The 19,132-nt window shown below is 71.2% G+C and carries 17 protein-coding genes; 9 read left to right on the top strand and 8 right to left on the bottom strand.

What is annotated here, in order from left to right; genetic code table 11:
• Positions 1–119 precede the first annotated feature (119 nt).
• Genes cpaB through ACIO3O_RS36040 form a run of 3 tightly spaced genes read right to left on the bottom strand, consistent with a single transcriptional unit; the run spans position 120 to position 1,862 of the window.
• A complete protein-coding gene (gene cpaB, locus ACIO3O_RS36050) occupies positions 120–842 on the bottom strand; it encodes a Flp pilus assembly protein CpaB (RefSeq protein ID WP_401753178.1) in 723 nt (240 codons plus the stop codon).
• 8 nt (positions 843–850) lie between these two features.
• Positions 851–1,021: a hypothetical protein gene (locus ACIO3O_RS36045; RefSeq protein ID WP_401753176.1), complete on the bottom strand. Its 171-nt coding sequence runs from the start codon at positions 1,019–1,021 to the stop codon at positions 851–853.
• Positions 1,008–1,862 carry a hypothetical protein gene (locus ACIO3O_RS36040; RefSeq protein WP_401753174.1) on the bottom strand — a complete coding sequence of 285 codons (855 nt, stop codon included), beginning with the start codon at positions 1,860–1,862 and terminating at the stop codon, positions 1,008–1,010. Before ACIO3O_RS36040 ends, ACIO3O_RS36045 begins: the two co-directional genes overlap by 14 nt.
• 477 nt (positions 1,863–2,339) lie before the next feature.
• On the opposite strand from ACIO3O_RS36040, the gene ACIO3O_RS36035 reads away from it, so the two are divergent.
• Positions 2,340–3,404, top strand: coding sequence for a chitinase (locus tag ACIO3O_RS36035; RefSeq protein WP_401753172.1), 1,065 nt, complete (start codon positions 2,340–2,342; stop codon positions 3,402–3,404).
• A 98-nt stretch (positions 3,405–3,502) separates the two neighbouring features.
• On the opposite strand, the gene ACIO3O_RS36030 is transcribed toward ACIO3O_RS36035, so the two are convergent.
• The 5 genes from ACIO3O_RS36030 to ACIO3O_RS36010 all read right to left on the bottom strand — a co-directional run bounded on the left by ACIO3O_RS36030 (position 3,503) and on the right by ACIO3O_RS36010 (position 9,422).
• Entirely contained in the window at positions 3,503–4,831 is a 1,329-nt protein-coding gene (locus ACIO3O_RS36030) for an Nramp family divalent metal transporter (protein ID WP_401753170.1), read from the bottom strand.
• Between the two features lie 108 nt (positions 4,832–4,939).
• Positions 4,940–6,451 (bottom strand): GntP family permease, encoded by a 1,512-nt coding sequence (locus tag ACIO3O_RS36025; RefSeq protein ID WP_401753168.1) that lies wholly within the window; start codon positions 6,449–6,451, stop codon positions 4,940–4,942.
• A gap of 663 nt (positions 6,452–7,114) precedes the next feature.
• Complete coding sequence (locus ACIO3O_RS36020) at positions 7,115–7,528, bottom strand: RidA family protein (RefSeq protein WP_401753166.1); 414 nt, start codon at positions 7,526–7,528, stop codon at positions 7,115–7,117.
• A 53-nt stretch (positions 7,529–7,581) separates the two neighbouring features.
• On the bottom strand, positions 7,582–8,343 hold the full coding sequence (locus ACIO3O_RS36015) for an IclR family transcriptional regulator (RefSeq protein WP_401753164.1): 762 nt from the start codon (positions 8,341–8,343) through the stop codon (positions 7,582–7,584).
• A complete protein-coding gene (locus tag ACIO3O_RS36010) occupies positions 8,340–9,422 on the bottom strand; it encodes a sugar kinase (RefSeq protein ID WP_401753162.1) in 1,083 nt (360 codons plus the stop codon). The genes ACIO3O_RS36015 and ACIO3O_RS36010 overlap by 4 nt, the downstream gene beginning before the upstream one ends.
• A gap of 79 nt (positions 9,423–9,501) precedes the next feature.
• On the opposite strand from ACIO3O_RS36010, the gene ACIO3O_RS36005 reads away from it, so the two are divergent.
• The 8 genes from ACIO3O_RS36005 to ACIO3O_RS35970 all read left to right on the top strand — a co-directional run bounded on the left by ACIO3O_RS36005 (position 9,502) and on the right by ACIO3O_RS35970 (position 18,967).
• Positions 9,502–10,800, top strand: a complete 1,299-nt coding sequence (locus tag ACIO3O_RS36005; RefSeq protein ID WP_401753160.1) for an amino acid deaminase — start codon at positions 9,502–9,504, stop codon at positions 10,798–10,800.
• A gap of 13 nt (positions 10,801–10,813) precedes the next feature.
• Positions 10,814–12,409 (top strand): amidohydrolase family protein, encoded by a 1,596-nt coding sequence (locus tag ACIO3O_RS36000; protein ID WP_401753158.1) that lies wholly within the window; start codon positions 10,814–10,816, stop codon positions 12,407–12,409.
• A 278-nt stretch (positions 12,410–12,687) separates the two neighbouring features.
• A complete protein-coding gene (locus tag ACIO3O_RS35995) occupies positions 12,688–13,899 on the top strand; it encodes a pyridoxal phosphate-dependent aminotransferase (protein WP_401753156.1) in 1,212 nt (403 codons plus the stop codon).
• A gap of 105 nt (positions 13,900–14,004) precedes the next feature.
• Positions 14,005–14,391: a hypothetical protein gene (locus ACIO3O_RS35990; RefSeq protein WP_401753154.1), complete on the top strand. Its 387-nt coding sequence runs from the start codon at positions 14,005–14,007 to the stop codon at positions 14,389–14,391.
• Between the two features lie 128 nt (positions 14,392–14,519).
• Complete coding sequence (locus ACIO3O_RS35985) at positions 14,520–15,647, top strand: hypothetical protein (protein ID WP_401753152.1); 1,128 nt, start codon at positions 14,520–14,522, stop codon at positions 15,645–15,647.
• A complete protein-coding gene (locus tag ACIO3O_RS35980; RefSeq protein ID WP_401753150.1) occupies positions 15,644–16,816 on the top strand; it encodes a toxic anion resistance protein in 1,173 nt (390 codons plus the stop codon). The genes ACIO3O_RS35985 and ACIO3O_RS35980 overlap by 4 nt, the downstream gene beginning before the upstream one ends.
• The gene (locus ACIO3O_RS35975) at positions 16,813–18,387 is read left to right on the top strand and encodes a substrate-binding domain-containing protein (protein WP_401753148.1); all 1,575 of its coding nucleotides are present in this window, start codon (positions 16,813–16,815) and stop codon (positions 18,385–18,387) included. Before ACIO3O_RS35980 ends, ACIO3O_RS35975 begins: the two co-directional genes overlap by 4 nt.
• The gene (locus ACIO3O_RS35970; RefSeq protein ID WP_401753146.1) at positions 18,374–18,967 is read left to right on the top strand and encodes a hypothetical protein; all 594 of its coding nucleotides are present in this window, start codon (positions 18,374–18,376) and stop codon (positions 18,965–18,967) included. Before ACIO3O_RS35975 ends, ACIO3O_RS35970 begins: the two co-directional genes overlap by 14 nt.
• Positions 18,968–19,132 lie beyond the last annotated feature (165 nt).

Below are 19,132 nucleotides of genomic sequence, written 5' to 3'. Positions count from 1 at the left end.
GCCGGGCCCCGCACCCGTGCCGCGCCGTGCACCCGTGTCCGCCCCCGCCGGGGTACGGGACGTCGTGGCCGTGCCCCCGGGCGGGCGGCCCGTGGGGGGCGGGGTCCGGGTCGGGGAGGTCACGTCCGGTCCCCGGGGAGGTCGAAGATGCGGTCGCGCGGGGTGATGTTCGGGTCGCTGCCGTCGGGGATGCGGGCCAGGCGTACGTGGACGGCGAAGGACTCGGCGTACGCGATGCGCTGGGCGTCGCGGGTGTTGACCGCGAAGGTGATCGGGACGGCGTCCTTCATCTGGCGGTTGCGGTCCTTGGCGTCGGGCTCCAGCGGGGTGATCCTGCCGACGTCGATGACGCGGGCGCCGGAGACGATGACCCAGGACTCCTCCTGCTTGTGCTTCGGGTCCAGCTTCTTGTCGGACTCGAACGTCGCGTACACATTGACCTTGGAGCCGGGCGTGATCTTGCCCGCGACGCCCGTCTCGGCGTCGATCATGATGGCGATCTCCTGCTCCCCCGCCTGGAGTTCGGGCCGCTTGACCAGCATGTCGGTCTGGAGCAGCGAGCCCTTCTTCAGCTGGGTGACGGCGATCTTGCCGCGGATCTCGGAGATGTCGGTGATCGCGTTGTCCGAGAGCCAGCGTTTGGGCATCTCCACCCGCTCGAACTGCGCCGCCGTCAGCGCCTTGTACGGGGCGACGTCCGACTTCAGGCGGTACGCGGTCACCTCCGGGCCGACCTTCGAGTTCACGTCGCGGATCACCGACAGCACTCCGACGAACGCGCCGACCGCGCACAGGACGGAGAGGATCAGCAGGATGATGCCGCGGCGCTGCCGTGAATTCATGGTGCGAGCTACCTCGATCTGATGACGTCGTGCGGCGGAACCGGAACCGTGCGAGCTGTGCGGACGAACAGGTCGATCAGGGCGGTCAGGACGATCAGTGCGGTCGGTGCGGTCGGTGCGGTCAGGACGGCCTGGGAGGTGCGAGGCCGTACGACAAGGGACGTGTTACGTCGAGCCACGGCTCAGCGCCGCATGCGGCTCCGCCGTCGCCACCGGCGCCGAACAGAATCCGCACCGGTCCCCTATCAGCTGGATGCCGCACCAGTGGCACTGCTCGATGCGCACCGAGGAGACCAGTTGGTAGAGGACGGAGACGTCGGGCAGGAAGGCCGCGAACTCGACCATCTTCGGCGTGCCCCACCACAGCGGCGAGGCCGCCGGGAGCCCGACCTCCTGGACGCCCTGCACCTGCCAGGCGGGGGCCAGGGTCTCCGTGACCCAGGAGGACGACAACTGGCCCGCGCCGACCGCGAGTTGGGTGGCGAACTCCGGGCCGGTCAGCTTCTCCTCGCCGCCGACCTTGATCAGCTGCGGCTCGGGGTTGGACAGTACGGCGAACTGCGTGCCCGGCATCCACGACTTCGCGTGCGACTTCAGGGTGACCGGAATGCGGTCCAGCTTCGCGACGGAGTTCAGGAGCGCGCCCGCGTACACGTAGTGGGAGAGCAGCCGGGCCGCCGAGGCGACGACGCCCGCGCTGAAGTCGCAGACGGAGAGCTGGCGCAGCTGGCGGGTGAGGACCGCGATGCCCAGCGGCGGGAGGTCCAGCTTGAGGAGGGCGATGCGGTCCGTCTCCAGCACCGAGCGGACCGTGTGCAGGCGGTGCTCGTGGGCGGGGGCGAGGGAGGACGGGTACAGGGCGACCAGGTAGCCGTGCCGTTCCAGCAGGACGTTCGTCTCGGCGAGGGCGGCGTCGAGGGACTGCTCGCCGGGCGGCGGGAGGACGGCGGCGGTCGGGGTCTGCCGGTCGGTCGGCGGCAGCACGAGGTCGGCGCTGGTCACGGCTATCGCTGTCGGCACGTCGATGTCCCCGCTCCCCGTTGCCCGACCGTGTTCGTCGTTGCCCGTCTCTGTTCTGCGCTGTCGCTGTGCTCGCTTCTTCCGCTCACGCGTGGTGCATCCACTCGTCACCACACGTGGTGCACCTGCACTTTAGCCACGTCATACGGGCGAGAGAACAGCTTCCAGAGATCCCGTACGCCACTCAACTTCCCCTTCTTCACCGGGAGTTGATCTTGTTCGGCGAGTATTCGCGCTCCGTTTGCCTCGGCGGAGCCGCTGCCACCCCACGTCACCTCAGCACTACCGCTTGTGATCATGCGTTCCGTTTGACGGTCGGGGGAGACGGTTTCGGGCCAAACTTCGACGCGGCGACCGGAAGCCGCCCACAATGGGCGCAGTGATCCACTTGACATCCGAAATGACCTGACCGAATCCTGGACCAATTTGGTCAGCTTGGCACGATTGCGAACACCTTCGACCGACTGGAGACAGTACGTGCGCCACGCATCCCGTATCCGCCGCTTCACCCTCGGCACGGCCGCCGCCGTTCTCGCCGCCGGGATGCTGGGAGCCTGCACGTCGGAACAGCAGGAGCCGGGCGGCGGTGTGCAGGCGGGTGGCGAGAAGTCGTCCGCGGCCGCGAAGCCGCCGAAGGCCCTGGGCGCCCCCCAGGTCCCCCGGCACGCCCTCACCGGCTACTGGCAGAACTTCCGCAACGGTGCCGCGATCGAGAAGCTGCGCGACGTCTCCGACGCGTACGACATCATCGCCGTGTCCTTCGCCGACCTCGCGGACCAGCGCGGCAAGGTCGGCTTCAAGCTGGACACCGGGGGCCTCGGCGGATACCAGGTCGCGGAGTTCAAGGCCGACATCAAGGCCAAGCAGCAGGCCGGCAAGTCGGTGATCATCTCGGTCGGCGGCGAGCACGGCAAGGTCGAGGTCGACGACGGCGAGACCGCGAAGCGCTTCGCGGACTCCGTGCACGCGCTGATCACCGAGTACGGCTTCGACGGCGTCGACATCGACACGGAGAACGACGGGTTCAGCGCCGAGTACATGACCCGCGCCCTGAAGGACCTGCACGGCCGCATCGGCCCGAAGCTGGTCGTCACCATGGCCCCGCAGACCAAGGACATGCAGTCCACGGACAGCGACTACTTCAAGACCGCCCTGAACATCAAGGACTTCCTGACCGTCGTCAACACCCAGTTCTACAACTCGGGTTCGATGAAGGGCTGCGACGGCAAGGTCTACCAGCAGGGCACGGTCGACTTCCTCACCTCGCTCGCCTGCATCCAGCTCGAAGGCGGCCTCGACCCCTCACAGGTGGGCCTGGGCCTCCCCTCCAACAAGCGCAACAAGAACGCCGGTTACGTGGAACCCGCCGTCGTGAACAAGGCCCTGGACTGCCTGACCCGCGGCACGAACTGCGGCACCTTCAAGCCCGCCAAGACCTACCCCGGCCTGCGCGGCGCGATGGCCTGGTCGACCAACTGGGACGCGAAGGACGGCCACGCCTGGTCGAAGTCGGTGGGCGCCCACGTGCGGTCGCTGCCGTAGGCGAATGCTCCTGTACGGGGAGGGGGCGCCCGGCGCCCTTGTGCGGGGGCGCGGGCGTCCGGCGCTCCTCGCGCACCGGGCGCCCCCTCCCCGTACCCCTACTCGAACAGGTCGATGACCTGCTTCACGCACAGCACCACGAACAGCAGGCCGCCCAGCGCGAGCATGACGTTGCTCAGCCACCCGTTGCGCCACTGGCCCGGTGTGCGCGTGGAGTTGAGCAGCCACAGCAGCGTCAGCGCGAGGAACGGCATGAAGAACGCGCCGAGCACGCCGTAGACGACGACCAGTCCGAACGGCTGGTCGAGGAAGAGCAGGCCGATCGGCGGGAAGGTCAGCCACAGCAGGTACGCCCGGAACGGCAGCGACTTCTCACGCTTGCCCGCCGCGACTTCCTCGACCATGCCGACGGCCGGCTGCCCGGTCCCGCGCTCCCGCTGGAAGCGCTCCACGAAGTCCGCGAACATCAGGCTCACGCCGTGCCAGACGCCGACCAGGGCGCCGAAGGACGTGGCGAAGAAGCCGATCAGGAAGAGCTTCGCGGTGACGGCCCCGAACTTGTCCTCCAGGACGCCGCCGAGGTCGACGAGGCCCTTGTCGCCCTTGCCGAGCGCGATGCCGGAGGAGTGCAGGAGTTCGGCGCCGATGATGAGCATGGCGACGACGAAGACGCCGGTGGTGATGTAGGCGACGCGGTTGTCGAGGCGCATCACCTTCATCCAGCTGGTGTCGGTCCAGCCCTTGGAGTTCACCCAGTACCCGTACGCGGCCATGGTGATGGTGCCGCCGACGCCGCCGATCAGGCCCAGGGTGTAGAAGAGGGACCCGTCCGGGAGCGTGGGCACGAGCCCCTTGACGGCGTTGCCGAGGTCGGGGGCGACGCGGATGGCGACGTACACGACCACCAGGAACTTCAGCCCGATCACCACGGTCATGAACTTCTCGAAGACCGCGTACCGGTTGAACCACACGAAGGCGAGCCCGAGCAGGCCGCACAGGACCGCCCAGAACTTCATGTCGGGGCCGTCCGGCATGAGTGCGGCGAGCGGGAGCGCGGACGAGGACATCGCGGTGGCCCCGTACACGAAGCCCCACACGACGACGTACACGGCGAAGTAGACCGAGGTCCACTGGCCCAGGCTGCGCCAGCCCTCGAAGAGGGTCTTGCCGGTGGCGAGGTGCCAGCGGCCGGTGGCCTCGGCGAGGGAGATCTTGACGACGCAGCCGATGATCGCGGCCCACAGCAGGGTGTACCCGAACTGGCTGCCCGCGATGAGGGTGGCGACGAGGTCACCGGCGCCGACGCCGGTCGCGGCGACGACGATGCCAGGGCCGATGTACTTCCAACTCGCCTTGCGCAGTGCGGGTTGGGCGAGTTCGGGGGTCGCTCCGCCGTTGCTCTTGCCGCTTGGAATGCTGTCCGACATGGGCTTTCCTGCCTCCCGTTGGCCCCCCACCATGATCTGGATCACCGTGGGGGGCGGGGGCGGGAGAACGCAAGGGGCGGGGCCCGATCGTCTCCGTATCGCAGCCGGTCAGATGACCAGGCTGAGCAGCGCGGCCACCGCGAATCCCGCCACCGACAGAACGGTCTCCAGTACGGTCCAGGACTTCAGGGTGTCGCGCTCGGAGATGCCGAAGTACTTGGCGACCATCCAGAAGCCGCCGTCGTTGACGTGCGAGGCGAAGATCGAGCCCGCCGAGATGGCCATGATGATCAGCGCGAGGTGGGCCTGCGAGACGTCCTGCCCCTGGACCATCGGGACCACGATTCCGGCGGTGGTGACGATGGCGACGGTCGCCGAGCCCTGGGCGACCCGCAGGACGACGGAGATCAGCCAGGCGAGCACGATGACCGGGAGCCCGACGTTGTCGAAGGTCTCGGCGAGGGCGGCGGCGATGCCGCTGCCCTTGAGGACCGCGCCGAAGATGCCGCCCGCGCCGACGACGAGCAGGATGTTGCCGACCGGCTTGAGCGACGAGGTCGACACCTTCTCCAGGGACTTGCGGGACCACCCGCGGCGGATGCCGAGCAGGTAGTACGCCAGGAGCAGGGCGATGGTCAGGGCGACGAACGGGTTCCCGAAGAACTCGATCACCGAGCGCAGGGTGGACGGATCGAGCGCGATCGAGGAGAAGGTCGCGCCGAGGATGAGCACCAGCGGGGTACCGATGATCGCGAGGACGGTGCCGAGCGGGACGGGGTCCTCCCTCGGCTCCACCCCGGCCGCCTGCTGCTCGGCGACCACGGCCGCCTTCGCCTCCTCGGCCGCCTCCACCATGTCCTGCGGTACGGGTACGAAGATGCGCTTGCCGATCCAGGCGGAGTAGCCCCAGGCGGCGAGCACGGCCGGGATGCCGACCGCGAGCCCCATCAGGATCACCCACCCCAGCGAAACCTTGAACAGCCCTGCGGCGGCGACCGGTCCGGGGTGCGGGGGCAGGAAGGCGTGGGTCATGGACAGCCCGGCCAGCAGCGGCATCGCGTACAGCAGGATCGACTTCCCGCTGCGCTTGGCGGCCGCGTAGACGATCGGGGCGAGGACAAAAATACCGACGTCGAAGAAGACCGGAATACCGAAGATGAGACCGGTGAGCCCCATCGCCAGCGGGGCGCGCTTCTCGCCGAAGACCCCGAGGAGCCGCTGCGAGAGCACCTCGGCCCCGCCGGACACCTCCAGGATCGCCCCGAGCATCGTGCCCAGCCCGATGATGATCGCGACGTGCCCGAGGATGCCGCCCATGCCGGACTCGATCACGGATACGGCGCTGGACTTCTGGACGGTGCCGAAGAGTTCGGTGACCGAGAGCCCGGCGGAGAGGCCGACCACGACGGACACGGCGAGCAGGGCCACGAACGGCTGAAGCCGCACCTTGATGATCAGGAAGAGCAGAAGGGCGATGCCGAGCACGGCGACGGTGAGGAGGCCGGGCGTCCCGCCGATGAGGGCCAGGAGGCCGCCGGTGTGCGGCGTGGGCGGGGGGTCGCCTGCGGCGAGCTGGGATATGTGGGCCAGGTGGGCGGCTTGTGATGCTGCGAGCTGCATGTGCGGTCAACTCCGGGCGTTCCGGGGGGACGGCGGTGTCGCCCCGTGGGGGTAGGAGAGAGCAGGGCTTCTTGCAGGGGGCGGGGGGGGACTTTCGCGGCGTGGGTGCCGTGCCCCGTCAGGGGCGCGGGGCTGTGCTGCACGTGCGGCTCCGCCGCGCTGGGCGCCCCGTCAGGGGCGCGGGGAACTGCGCGACCAGCCACCCACGCACCCGCACGGGAACCGTGCATGCCCCTGCGGGTTTAGGTGAAGGGGCGGGGCTGGGGACCCCTTGCCCCGGCGGGGCAGAGCTGCGCGCTACGGCACCGGGAGGCGGGCCCGGGGCCCCTTTGGACGCGCTTCCGGCGCAGGTGCTGGGCCAGGGGCGGCACCCGGGTGGGCCGGGAGCGGGAGGGGCCGCCCCCTTGCCCGCCCGTCCCGCCCCCGGGGGGCGGCCCCGCCGCCCAAGGCGGCTGGGGGGAGGTGGGGAAGGGCGGCCCCGCCACCCAAGGGGACTGGGGGAAGCGGGGGAAGCGGCGCCGGCGCCCACGGGGCCAGGGCGAAGGGGCGGAGCCACGGGGGCGGCTGCGAAGCAGAGGGGAAGGGGGTTCGCCCCCCCCCTGCCCCGGGGGGGGGCCACTCCCGGATCCCCCCGGGTGCTCCCGCGTCCGCCCCCGGAACGGATCAGCCCAGGACCGCGAGGGCGTCGATTTCGATGAGGAGGCCGGCCGGCAGACCCACGTACACCGTCGTCCGCGCCGACGGCACCTCCTTCAGATCAGCGAAGTACTCGTTGTAGATCGCGTTCATCTCCGCAAAGTGATCCACATCCGTGAGGTACACCCGCAGCATGATGACGTCCTCCCACGACGCCCCCCCTTCCTCCAGAATCGCCTTGACGTTGGCGAACGTCTGCAGGGTCTGCTCCCGCAGCGTCGGCCCGGCGGGCGTCGGCGCCTGCCCCTCGACCGCCGGGAGGAACCCGACCTGCCCCGCGACCTGCAGCAGGTTCCCCTTGCGCACCCCGTGCGAGAACTTCGCGGGCGGAGCCGTGTGCGTCGAGGGGGTGATCGCGGTCTTTTCGAGCTTGTCAGCCATGGGATTGCTTCCTAACCAGACGAAGGTGGGGTGGTTCGAGGACGCCGGGCGCCCTACGTGTTCTGCGGGAGGTCGCCGGTACCGGAGTACTCGCGACTGATCGCCTCCGCCGTCCGCCGCACCAGCGGCAGCAACGTCAGCAACTCCTCCCGCGTGACGACGACGTTCGGTGCGGACACCGACATCGCCGCGACGACCTTGCCGTCCGCGCCCCTGATCGGCGCGCCGACGCAGTTGATGGATTCCTCGTGCCCGCCGAGGTCGGTGGCCCAGCCCTGTTCCCGCACCAGCGCCAACTCCCGTACGAAGGCGGCGGCGTTGGGTGTGGACCGGGCCGTGTACTGCGGATACTCCAGCTTCTCGGCGATCTCCCGGCGCTCCCCCTCCGGCAGGTCCGCGAGCAGCAGTTTCGCCACCGCCGCGACCGTGATCGCGACCGGTTTGCCGATCCGCGAGTACATCCGCACGGGGTAGCGGCTCTCCACCTTGTCGATGTAGAGCACCTCCCCCTCCTCCCGCACGGCGAGGTGCACGGTGTGCCCGCACTCGGCGTTGAGCTCCTTCAGGTACGGGTGGGCGATGTCCCGCACGTCCAGGTTCTCGACCGCCTCCTGTGCGAGCGCGAACAGCCGGGCGCCGAGCCGGTAGCGCTGGTCCTGCTGCCGGTGGACGAGCCCGTGCTCGTGCAGCGTGCGCAGCAGCCGCAGCGCCGTCGACTTGTGCACGCCGAGCCGGTCCGCGACCTGCCCGAGGTCGGCGGGGCCCTGCGCGAGCAGCGGCAGAATGCTCAGCGCGCGGTCGACTGTCTGACTCATGCGGTACGTACCTCCACGTGCTCCCCCGCCCCGGTCCACCCGGGGCCGAGTCGAAGTCTCCCCCAGGCCTCTTCGTCCAGTGCGGCCAACGCGTCGGCCAGCTCCCGTGCGGGCACCTCGGCCACGTCACCGGCGACGGTCAGCGCGGCGGCCGCAGTCAGGTGCCCGTGCCGCAGCCGCAGCGGTACGTCGAGTCCGCGCAGCGTCGCGGAGAGGAACCCGGCGGCGAAGGCGTCCCCCGCCCCGACGGGCGCGACGACCTCGACCCGGGGGGCCGGTACGCGGTGCACCTCGCCCCCGGCGAAGACGGTCGCCCCGGCCGCGCCCTGCTTGACGACCAGGACGCCCGGTTCGGGCAGGGCCTCGCGCACGGCGTGCGGTCCGCCCCGTACTCCCCAGGCGGCGGCCGCCTCGTCCTCGCCGACGAAGACCAGGTCGGCCCCCCGCGCCAGCTCCAGCAGCACACCGCCACCGGTCTCGGGCGAACTCCACAGCCCGGGACGGTAGTTGACGTCGAACGACAGCAACGGCCGGCCTGCTCCCGCCGCGCACAACTCCCGCATCAGCGCCAGGCAGTCCGCCGACAGTGCGGCCGTGATGCCCGACAGGTGCAGCACCCGCCCGGCGAAGAGGGCGGACCGCGCGACCGTGTCCGGGGACATCGCGGAGGCGGCGGAACCGGCCCGGTAGTAGGCGACCTCGTGGGTGGCGTCGTCGCGGTCGTCGGCGGTGCGGAAGTAGATGCCGGTCCGGCGCCCGGGGTCGCGGACGACGTCCGTCACGTCCACCCCGTACGCACCGATCGCCTCGACCACATATGTACCGAAACCGTCCGCACCGACCCGGCTGACCCACTTCGCGGTGTGCCCGGCCAGGGCGAGCGCGCAGGCCACGTTGGACTCGGCGCCGCCGATGGTGCGCCCGAAGGACGGCACGTCGGCGAGCCGGCCGGGGCAGGAGGGGAGGAAGGTGACCATGGACTCGCCGAGGCAGACGACGTCGCTGAGCCCGCCCCGGACGCCCTCGTGGGCGTCGTCGGCGGCGACCCTGGTACCGGAACCTGACTGTTGTGCGGACACGGCTCGGATGTTAGACATCGGTGAGCGATATACGCAATGGGCGTTGCATTATCTGCAACGACCCGGAGGGAGGAGCCCCATGGGAGCCGAGCAGGAAACCCCGGCAGTACAGCAGCTCGCGCAGGAGCCCGTCACCCACCGCTTCAAGGCCCTCCCCCCGGACGCCGAGGCCGCCGGCCTGACCGTGGGCGAGCTGGCCGCCCAGCGCCGCAACGTCTTCGACGGCGGCTTCACCACCCCCCTCCTCGCCCTCTCCGCCGAGTCCCTGGAGCACAACCTCGCACTCCTGGAGACGTACGCCGAGCGCCACCGGCTCTCCTTCGCCCCGCACGGCAAGACCTCCATGTCCCCGCAGCTCTTCGAGCGCCAGCTGGCGCGAGGCGCCTGGGGCATCACCGCCGCAGTCCCCCACCAGGCCCGCGTCTACCGCGCGTACGGCATCTCCCGGATCTTCCTCGCCAACGAGCTGGTCGACGCCGCCGCCCTGCGCTGGCTCTCCGCCGAACTGGACGCCGACCCCACCTTCTCCTTCGTCTGTTACGTCGACTCCGTGCGCGGCGTCGAGCTGATGGACGCGGCACTGCGCGCGGCCCAGGGCTCCCGGCCGGTGGACGTGGTGGTGGAGCTGGGCGCGGGCGAGGGCGCCCGTACCGGGGCCCGCACCCCGGCGGACTGCGCGCGGGTCGCCGACGCGGTGGCCGCCACCGGCACGCTGCGCCTGGTGGGCGTCGCCGGGTACGAGGGCGAGGTCCCGAAGGCGGACGGCGACCGGGTGCGGTCCTGGCTGCGCGAACTGGTCACCCTGGCCGTCGAGTTCGACCGGGCCGGACGCTTCTCCCCCGGCCTCGACGAGATCGTGGTCAGCGCGGGCGGCAGCGCCTGGTTCGACGCCGTCGCGGACGTCTTCGCCGAGATCCCCGAACTCTCCCTTCCCGTCCTGAAGTTGCTGCGCTCGGGCGCGTACGTCTCGCACGACGACGGCCACTACAAGGAGCTCACCCCCTTCAACCGGGTGCCGGAGGAGGGGCAGTTGCAGCCCGCGTTCCGGCTGTGGGCGCAGGTCGTGTCCCGTCCGACGCCCGCGCAGGCCTTCGTCAACGCGGGCAAGCGGGACGCCGCGTACGACCTCCACCTCCCCGAGGCCCAGGTCGTCCGGTCCGCGCGCGACGGCCGTGTCCGGCCCGCGACCGGCATCACCGTCACCGGGCTCTCCGACCAGCACGGCTGGCTGAGCACCGACGCCACGGCCGAGCTGGAGGTCGGGGACTGGGTGGGCCTGGGCATGTCCCACCCGTGCACGATCTTCGACAAGTGGCAGCTGATCCCGGTGGTCGAGGCGGACGGCACGGTCGTCGACTTCGTCCGCACGTTCTTCTGAGAGGGCCGCCGTCATGGATCTCGTCATACGCGGCGCGCAGGTGATCGACGGCTCGGGCGGGGCGTCCTACCGCGCCGACGTCGGCATCACCGAGGGCCGGATCGCCAGCATCTCCACCACGGAGCGGCTCACCGCCGCCCGCGTCCTGGACGCCGACGGGCTGGCCCTGTCCCCCGGCTTCATCGACATGCACGCCCACTCCGACCTCGCCCTCCTGCGCGATCCCGACCACAGCGCGAAGGCCGCCCAGGGCGTCACGCTGGAGGTGCTCGGGCAGGACGGTCTCTCGTACGCGCCCGTGGACGACCGCACGCTGGCCTCGGTCCGCACGGCGATCACCGGGTGGAACGGTGACGGCTCGGACGTCGACTTCGACTGGCGCACGGTCGGCGAGTACCTGGACCGGCTGGACCGGGGCATCGCGGTCAACGCCGCCTACCTCATCCCGCAGGGCACGGTGCGGATGTACGCCGTCGGCTGGGACGACCGACCCACCACCCCCCAACAGATGGACCACATGCGGCAGTTGGTCGCCGACGGCATGGAGCAGGGCGCCGTCGGCATGTCCTCCGGGCTCACCTACACGCCCGGCATGTACGCCGACGACGCCGAGCTGACCGAGCTGTGCCGGGTGGTCGCCTCGTACGACGGCTACTACTGCCCGCACCACCGCTCCTACGGGGCCGGAGCCCTGCGGGCGTACGCGGAGATGGTGGAGCTGACCCGCAGCGCGGGCTGCGCCCTGCACCTGGCGCACGCCACCATGAACTTCGGCGTGAACAAGGGAAAGGCCCCCGACCTGCTGACCCTCCTGGACGAGGCGCTCGCCGACGGGGCCGACATCAGCCTCGACACCTACCCGTACACCCCCGGCTGCACCACACTCGTCGCGATGCTGCCGAGCTGGGCGAGCGAGGGCGGCCCCGAGGCGATCCTCCAGCGCCTCCAGGACGACGCGACGGCCGAGAAGATCCGCCACCACATGGAGGAGATCGGCGCGGACGGCTGCCACGGGGTGCCCATCGAGTGGGACACCATCGAGGTCTCCGGCGTCTCCGACCCGGGCCTGGCGGGCTGTGTCGGCAAGACGATCGCCGCCTCGGCCGCCCAGCGCGGCGAGGCCCCGTGGGTGACCGCGCGCCGGCTGCTGATCAACGACCGGCTCGGCTCCACGATCCTCCAGCACGTCGGCCACGAGGAGAACGTCCGCGCCATCATGCGCCACCGGGTGCACACGGGCGGCAGTGACGGAATCCTCCAGGGCTACAAACCCCATCCGCGCGCCTACGGCACCTTTCCGCACTATCTCGGCCATTACGCACGGGAGTTGGGCGTCCTTTCCCTGGAAGAGACCGTCGCCCATCTCACCTCTCGCCCCGCCGCCCGTCTCCGCCTTCCCGACCGGGGACTCGTACGGGAGGGATACCGGGCAGATCTCGTGCTCTTCGATCCGGCGACCGTGGCGGCCGGTTCGACCTTCGACGCACCGCGCACACTGCCGGTCGGAATTCCGCACGTACTGATTGACGGGCAATTCGTGATCGAGGACGGGAAGCGGACTCCGGTGCTGGCAGGACGGTCCGTACGAAGGGCTCCGGGGCGGCGCTGAAGCTTCCTCCCCCGAGTGGATCTCGCGGCCTGCGCCTTTTTTGCTGCCCGTTTCCGCTTTTGCCGTCCGCTTCCGCGGCGGGCGCGGCCCCGGGCGTGACGAACGCCACGTGGCCTGCGGATCGGTTGGCGGCGGGCGGCCGGGGCCCTCGTTTGGGCGGGCGGTGGCGGGGGTCCGCTTTGCGATGGAAGACGCGGGGAATCCGTTGCGGGCACTCGTTCGGGGCGGGCGTCCGTAATCGCGCGCGTCGGGTCGTACGCGCCCGTAAGCTCGCCGTCATGCAGGTGATCCAGTCAACGAAGCTCGCCAATGTCTGTTACGAGATCCGGGGTCCGGTCCTTGAGGAGGCGATGCGGCTGGAGGCGGCCGGTCACCGCATCCTCAAGCTCAACACGGGCAACCCGGCGGCCTTCGGGTTCGAGTGCCCGCCCGAGATCCTGGAGGACATCCTCCGCAACCTCGGCAGCGCGCACGGATACGGCGACGCGAAGGGCCTGCTGTCCGCGCGGCGCGCGGTGATGCAGCACTACCAGACCAAGGGCATCGACCTCGACGTCGAGGACATCTACCTCGGCAACGGCGTCTCCGAGCTGATCCAGATGTCGATGCAGGCGCTGCTCGACGACGGCGACGAGGTGCTCGTCCCGGCCCCCGACTACCCGCTGTGGACCGCGTCGGTGTCGCTCGCGGGCGGCACGGCCGTGCACTACCGGTGCGACGAGCAGGCCGACTGGATGCCCGACCTCGCCGACATCGAGCGCAAGATCACCGACCGGACGAAGGCGCTCGTCATCATCAACCCGAACAATCCGACGGGTGCGGTGTACGACGACGAGATGCTGCGGGGTCTCACCGAGATCGCCCGGCGGCACAACCTGATCGTCTGCTCGGACGAGATCTACGACCGGATCCTCTACGACGGCGCGACGCACACGCCGACCGCCGTGATCGCGCCCGACCTGATGGTCCTCACCTTCAACGGGCTCTCCAAGAACTACCGGGTGGCCGGGTACCGCAGCGGATGGCTGGCGGTGTGCGGCCCGAAGGCGCACGCGTCGTCGTACATCGAGGGCCTGACGATCCTGGCCAACATGCGGCTGTGCGCGAACATGCCCTCGCAGCACGCGGTGGCCACCGCGCTCGGCGGCCGGCAGTCGATCGACGACCTGGTGCTGCCGGGCGGGCGGATCCTGGAGCAGCGGAACACGGCGTACGAGCTGCTGACGCAGATCCCCGGCGTGACGTGCGTGAAGCCGAAGGGGGCGCTGTACCTGTTCCCGAAGCTGGACCCGAGCGTCTACAAGATCAAGGACGACCGGCAGATGGTGCTGGACCTGCTGCGGGCCGAGAAGATCATGGTGGTGCACGGGACTGGGTTCAACTGGCCCGAGCCGGACCACTTCCGGATCGTGACGCTGCCGAACTCCAAGGACCTGGCGGACGCGGTGACGCGGATCGGCAAGTTCCTGGACGGGTACGGCCAGCACTGAGCCCCGGAGAGGAGCGCTTCCCGGGGGCGTCCCCGGAGTGCTCTTCTTTAGACCGAATCTAATATAGGATGGCTTCCTGACGCTCGACGCAGGAGGCCATCCGTCATGTACGAACCGATCCGCGCCAAGTCGGTCCACTCCATGGCCGACGCCGATGCCCGCTTCCCGCACCGCTCCCGCGAGGAGGAGCTGGACATCCAGCTCGCCGGGCACCTGTCCGCCCTCCTCGCCGTGACCGACGAACTCGGCCTCGACGCCGACGCCGACCGGATCGCCGTCCAGGTGGCCCGGCTGCGCGGCGCCCCGCCCGCCCGGCACGCCGGGCACCGCCGGGAGAACGCGGCCGCCCTGCACCGCCGCGCGCACGCCCTCGCGGGCCGCGCGCTGGTGGTCGCCGCCTCGCGCGCGGACACCGCCGCCGCGATCCTCGCCGCCCAGCGCATGGACGCGCACACGGCGGCCGTCGCCGACACCTCCCCGGTCGGCCTCTGATCGGCCCCGGTCCACGGCCGCGGAGGCCCGTGGACCGGGTGCCACCAACTCCCGTACGGGTGGCGTGAGTTCCGGTTGCGTACTGCGATAGGACGTACACCCGGCGTTCACCCGAGTCCGCCCGGAATGTGGGTTTCCGGGAGCACTCTGCCCCTGTGAGACGCATCCTGGGAATCGTCCTGGCGGTGCTGCTGGTCGGCGGTGTGGCAGTTGCCGTCGCAGTGGGTCGCGAAGAACAGGGCACGGGCACAGGCCCGGGCACGGCAACGAAGACCGTGCGAGGAGTGATCGGATCGGAGAAGGCGGAGTTCTTCGCCGACCCGAAGGTGGTGGAGGCCCTTGCTGCCAAGGGCTACACCCTGCGGACGGAGACGTCCGGGTCGTGGGCGATGGAGCAACTGCCCCTGAAGGGCTACGACTTCGTCTTCCCGGCCAGCAAGTCCCCGGCCGACGAGCTGCGGAAGAAGGCGGGCGGCGCGGGTTCCGTGCTGCGGCCCTTCTACTCGCCGCTGGTCGTCGTCGCGCACACCGGCGCGGCCCGTGTGCTCGCGGACGCGGGGCTCGCGACGCTGCGCGGCCGGCACGCGGGGATGCTGCACATGAAGCCGCTGCTGGACGCCGCGCAGGCCGACCGGACCTGGCAGCAGCTCAAGGGGGCCGAGAAGTACGGGGAGTTGAGCGGTTCGCTGTTCGTCTCGACGACCGACCCCGGTGCGTCCAGCTCCGGGGCGCTCTATCTCGCGGCGGCCTCGTACGTCGCCGACGGCGGCCGGGTCGCGGACGGGGACGCGGCGGTGGCCCGCACCGCACCCCTGCTGCGGAAGCTGATCTCCGTACAGGGGGCGCAGCAGACGAGCAGCGACGCACCGTTCCGGGACTTCGTGAGCGGGGTCGGCAATCCGCTGGTGCTCGTGTACGAGTCCCAGGTGGCGTCGCTGCTGATCCGCGGCCAGGGCGTGGGCGACGACCTGGTGGTGCTGTACCCGGACACGACGGTGAGCAGTGACCACACGCTGGTCCCGGTCACCGAAGAGGGGCGCGCCGTCGGCGAGTTGCTCGTCAACGACCCCGCGCTGCGGGCCCTCGCCGTCCGCCACGGCTTCCGGCCGCAGGGCGCTCCCGCCGATTTCGCGGCGGCCGTCGCCCCGCACTCCGCCTACCTCAATCCGTCGCTGACCGGCGTCCGCCAGGCGCCCGTGCCCACCTCCGCGGTGCTGCACGCGCTGGCGCGGCGCGCACAGGGGGAATCGTCATGACCACGTCGCAGGAATCACCGCTGGTGCTCACCCCGCCGGAGCCCGCGGGCCCGGTCCGCACCGAGCAGGCGGCCGGGCTGGTGCCGGTGGGGCCCGAGGTGCGGGAGGAGATGGCGCGGCGGGCGGCCGACTACGTCGCCTCCCTCACCGGGCTCGACACCCGCTCCCCCGAGTTCGGCACCCGCATCGGGGAGATCACCGCACTCGGCTCGGGCGAGATCCGGGGGGCTGCCCAGCAGTCCAACCGGATGCTGGACCGTACGGTACGGGCCCTGTCCTCCGGGGAGGAGGACGCGCAGGGGCGGGTCGGCGGGTCGCTGCTGGAACTGCGGCGCACCGTCGAGGACCTGGACCCCCGGGACACCCCGGCGCGCGGCGCCCGCCGCCTGCTGGGGAAGCTGCCGGGCGGCAACCGCTTCCGCGACCACGTCGCCAAGTACGCCTCCGCGCAGGGCACGTTGAACCGCATCGTGGGCTCGCTGCGTGGCGGCCAGGACGAGTTGCGCCGCGACAACGCGGCCCTGCACACCGAGCGCACCCGCCTGTGGGACACCATGGGCAAGCTCCAGGAGTACGCCGTGCTGACCCAGGCCCTGGACGGGGCGGTCGAGCAGCGGATCGCCGAGGCGCAGGCCGCCGACCCGGCGCGGGCGGACGCGCTGCGGGTCGACGTGCTCTTTCCCGTACGGCAGAAGCACCAGGACCTGCTCACGCAGCTGGCGGTCTGCGCCCAGGGCTATCTGGCCATGGACGTGGTCCGGCGCAACAACGAGGAGCTGATCAAGGGGGTGGAGCGGGCCGCGACGACGACGGTCACGGCCCTGCGCATCGCGGTGATGCTGGCGTCCGCGCTGGAGAACCAGAAGAAGGTCGTCGAGCAGGTCAACGCCCTGCGCGGCACGACGGACGAGCTGATCCGGGGCAACGCGCAGATGCTGGCCACGCAGAGCGGGGAGATCCAGCAGATCGCGGCCGAGGCGGCGGTCAGCCCGGAGACGCTGCGCCAGGCGTTCCGGGAGATCTTCACGACGCTGGACGCCATCGACACGTACAAGGCGCAGGCCACGGAGGCCATGGCGACCACCGTGCAGTCGCTGACCGCCGAACTCACGGCGGCGGGCGACCACTTGGAGCGCAGCCGGTCGGCCTCGGACGGGGGTGCGCGATGACGTTCTCGCCACGCCGGGCGCTGGCGCTGCTGGGCGTGGTCCTGCTGGTCGGGGCGTGCGGAGAGACACCGAAGGAGCCCGCCGCCCCGGAGTACCGGCCGGGGACGCTGAGAGTGCTCGCCTCCAGCGAACTCGCCGACGTGGAGCCGGTGTTGGCGGACGCCCGCCGGGAAACCGGGGTCGAGGTCCGGTTCACCTGGGCGGGCACCCTGGACGCGGTCGAGCAGATCGCCTCCGGGAAGGCGGAGGGGCGGTACGACGCGGTGTGGCTGTCCTCCAACGACTACCTGCGGCTGCGCCCGGAGGCGGCGGGGCGGCTCACCTCCGAGACGCCGGTGATGACGTCGCCGGTGGCGATCGGGGTGAAGGAGGCGACCGTACGCGACCTGGGGTGGACCCCGGACCGGGTGACCTGGGCGGACGTGCACCGGGCGGTGGCGGCGGGCAGGCTGACGTACGGGATGACGGACCCGGTGCGCTCGCACTCCGGCTTCGCGGCGCTGGTGTCGGTGGCGTCGGGGCTGTCGAAGGCGCAGGGGGCGCTGACGGAGGCGGACGTGCGGGCGGCGACGCCGAGGCTGAAGGAGTTCTTCGGCGGGCAGCGGCTGACCTCGGGTTCCTCGGGCTGGCTGGCCCAGGCGTACACGCGGCGCGGAACGGTCGCGGCCCTCATCAACTACGAGTCCGTCCTGCTCTCCATGAACCGGGACGACCGTGCCGGGCTGACGGTGATCCGCCCCCGCGACGGGGTGGTGACGGCGGACTACCCCTTCTCCCTGCTCACCTCCGCGTCGGCGCGGGCGAAGGAGGACGCGGCCAAGCTGGCCGCGCATCTGCGGTCGGTGCCGGTGCAGCGCACGCTGGCGGCCACGACGTTCCGGCAGCCGGTGGTGGGGGTCCCCGGGGTTCCCGGCACCCGGGTCCGCCGCAGGGAGCTGCCCTTCCCGGGGTCGCGGGCGGTCGCCGACAGCCTGCTCTTCTCGTACGAGAACGTCCTGCGGCGGCGCTCGCGCACCGTGTACGTGCTGGACACCTCGGCGTCGATGGGCGGCGAGCGGCTCGACCGGCTGAAGTCCGCGCTGGGCCGGTTGACCGGGACGGCCGAGTCGGCGGTGGGCCGCCGCTTCCGGGACCGGGAGGAGGTGACGCTGATGCCGTTCGGTTCGGGGGTGAAGGACGTCGTACGGCAGACGGTCGACCCGGCGCGGCCCGCCGCCGCCCTGGACGCGCTGCACTCCTTCGCGGCGGGGCTGGAGGCCCAGGGGGACACGGCGATCTACACCAGCCTGCGTGCCGCCTACGACCAACTGGGGCCGCCGGGCGACGCGTTCACCAGCATCGTTTTGATGACGGACGGGCAGAACACGTCGGGCGAGGGGGCCTCCGCCTTCGAGTCCTTCCGGGCGGGGCTGCCGGTGGCGCGCCGCTCGACGCCCGTCTTCCCCGTCCTGTTCGGCGACTCCGACCGCTCGGAACTGGAGCGGATCGCATCGCTGACCGGGGGGCGGCTCTTCGACGCGACGAAGGGGTCGCTGGACGCGGCCTTCGAGGAGATCCGTGGCTACCAGTAAGTTGTTGGGCTACCTCGAATCCCGGAAGAACCTCGCCGGGTGCGGGGCAGGGCTGCTCGGCCTCGTGCTCACCTTCACCGGGGTGGCGGGGGCGTACTGGCCGCTGGTGGTGGCCGGGCTGTACGGGGCGGGGGCGCTGGTGGCGCCGCCGGAGCGGGTGGAGGTGCCGGGCTTCGGGGGCGAGGGGGCCGCACTGGACCTCCTCCGGGCGGACTTCGCCCGACTGCGCACGTACGTGACGTCGGTGACGCCCGACCTGCCGCCCGTCCCGGCCCGAAGGCTGACCGAGCTGACGGGCCTGCTGGACGCGCTGCTGTCGCACGGGGGGTGGGAGCGCGACCCGGAGTCCCTCCACATCCTGGGGCGGGCGGTCCGCGAGGACGTCCCGGAGGCGGTGGACACCTACCTGGGCGCCCGCTGGTGGACCCGCCTCACCCCGGGCGGCGACCCCCCGGAGAAGCACGTGGTCCGCCAGCTCTCCCTGATCCTGCGGGACGTGCGAACACTGGCAGCGGGCGTACGCGACGAAAAGGGCCTCCGCCAGGAATCCCTGACCCGGTACCTGGAGGACCGCGGGTGAGCACGTGCCGCGTCAGGGCTTCACGCGTCAGGGCTGCAAGGGAATGGCCCCCGGCGCCTTCTCGGGCGCCGGGGGCCGTGCCGCGGCTCGTTCGAGGGATCCCACTGGTCAGGGCGGTGTCGTGACGATCCGAGTGCGGCTCCCCCACGCTCGGCCCCCCGGGTG

The sequence above is a fragment of the Streptomyces sp. NPDC087440 genome, from assembly GCF_044744005.1.
Lineage (GTDB): Bacteria > Actinomycetota > Actinomycetes > Streptomycetales > Streptomycetaceae > Streptomyces.
Note: the sequence above shows the minus strand (reverse complement) of the source record. Positions and strands in the feature narration are given on the sequence as shown.

Bases quoted from the DNA above. Each gene is read 5' to 3' on its own strand.
- cpaB (WP_401753178.1), bottom strand. From the start codon at position 842: ATGAATTCACGGCAGCGCCGCGGCATCATCCTGCTGATCCTCTCCGTC.
- ACIO3O_RS35990 (WP_401753154.1), top strand. From the start codon at position 14,005: ATGTACGAACCGATCCGCGCCAAGTCGGTCCACTCCATGGCCGACGCC.
- ACIO3O_RS36015 (WP_401753164.1), bottom strand. From the start codon at position 8,343: ATGAGTCAGACAGTCGACCGCGCGCTGAGCATTCTGCCGCTGCTCGCG.
- ACIO3O_RS36025 (WP_401753168.1), bottom strand. From the start codon at position 6,451: ATGCAGCTCGCAGCATCACAAGCCGCCCACCTGGCCCACATATCCCAG.
- ACIO3O_RS35975 (WP_401753148.1), top strand. From the start codon at position 16,813: ATGACGTTCTCGCCACGCCGGGCGCTGGCGCTGCTGGGCGTGGTCCTG.
- ACIO3O_RS36020 (WP_401753166.1), bottom strand. From the start codon at position 7,528: ATGGCTGACAAGCTCGAAAAGACCGCGATCACCCCCTCGACGCACACG.
- ACIO3O_RS36000 (WP_401753158.1), top strand. From the start codon at position 10,814: ATGGATCTCGTCATACGCGGCGCGCAGGTGATCGACGGCTCGGGCGGG.
- ACIO3O_RS35995 (WP_401753156.1), top strand. From the start codon at position 12,688: ATGCAGGTGATCCAGTCAACGAAGCTCGCCAATGTCTGTTACGAGATC.
- ACIO3O_RS36030 (WP_401753170.1), bottom strand. From the start codon at position 4,831: ATGTCGGACAGCATTCCAAGCGGCAAGAGCAACGGCGGAGCGACCCCC.
- ACIO3O_RS36005 (WP_401753160.1), top strand. From the start codon at position 9,502: ATGGGAGCCGAGCAGGAAACCCCGGCAGTACAGCAGCTCGCGCAGGAG.
- ACIO3O_RS35980 (WP_401753150.1), top strand. From the start codon at position 15,644: ATGACCACGTCGCAGGAATCACCGCTGGTGCTCACCCCGCCGGAGCCC.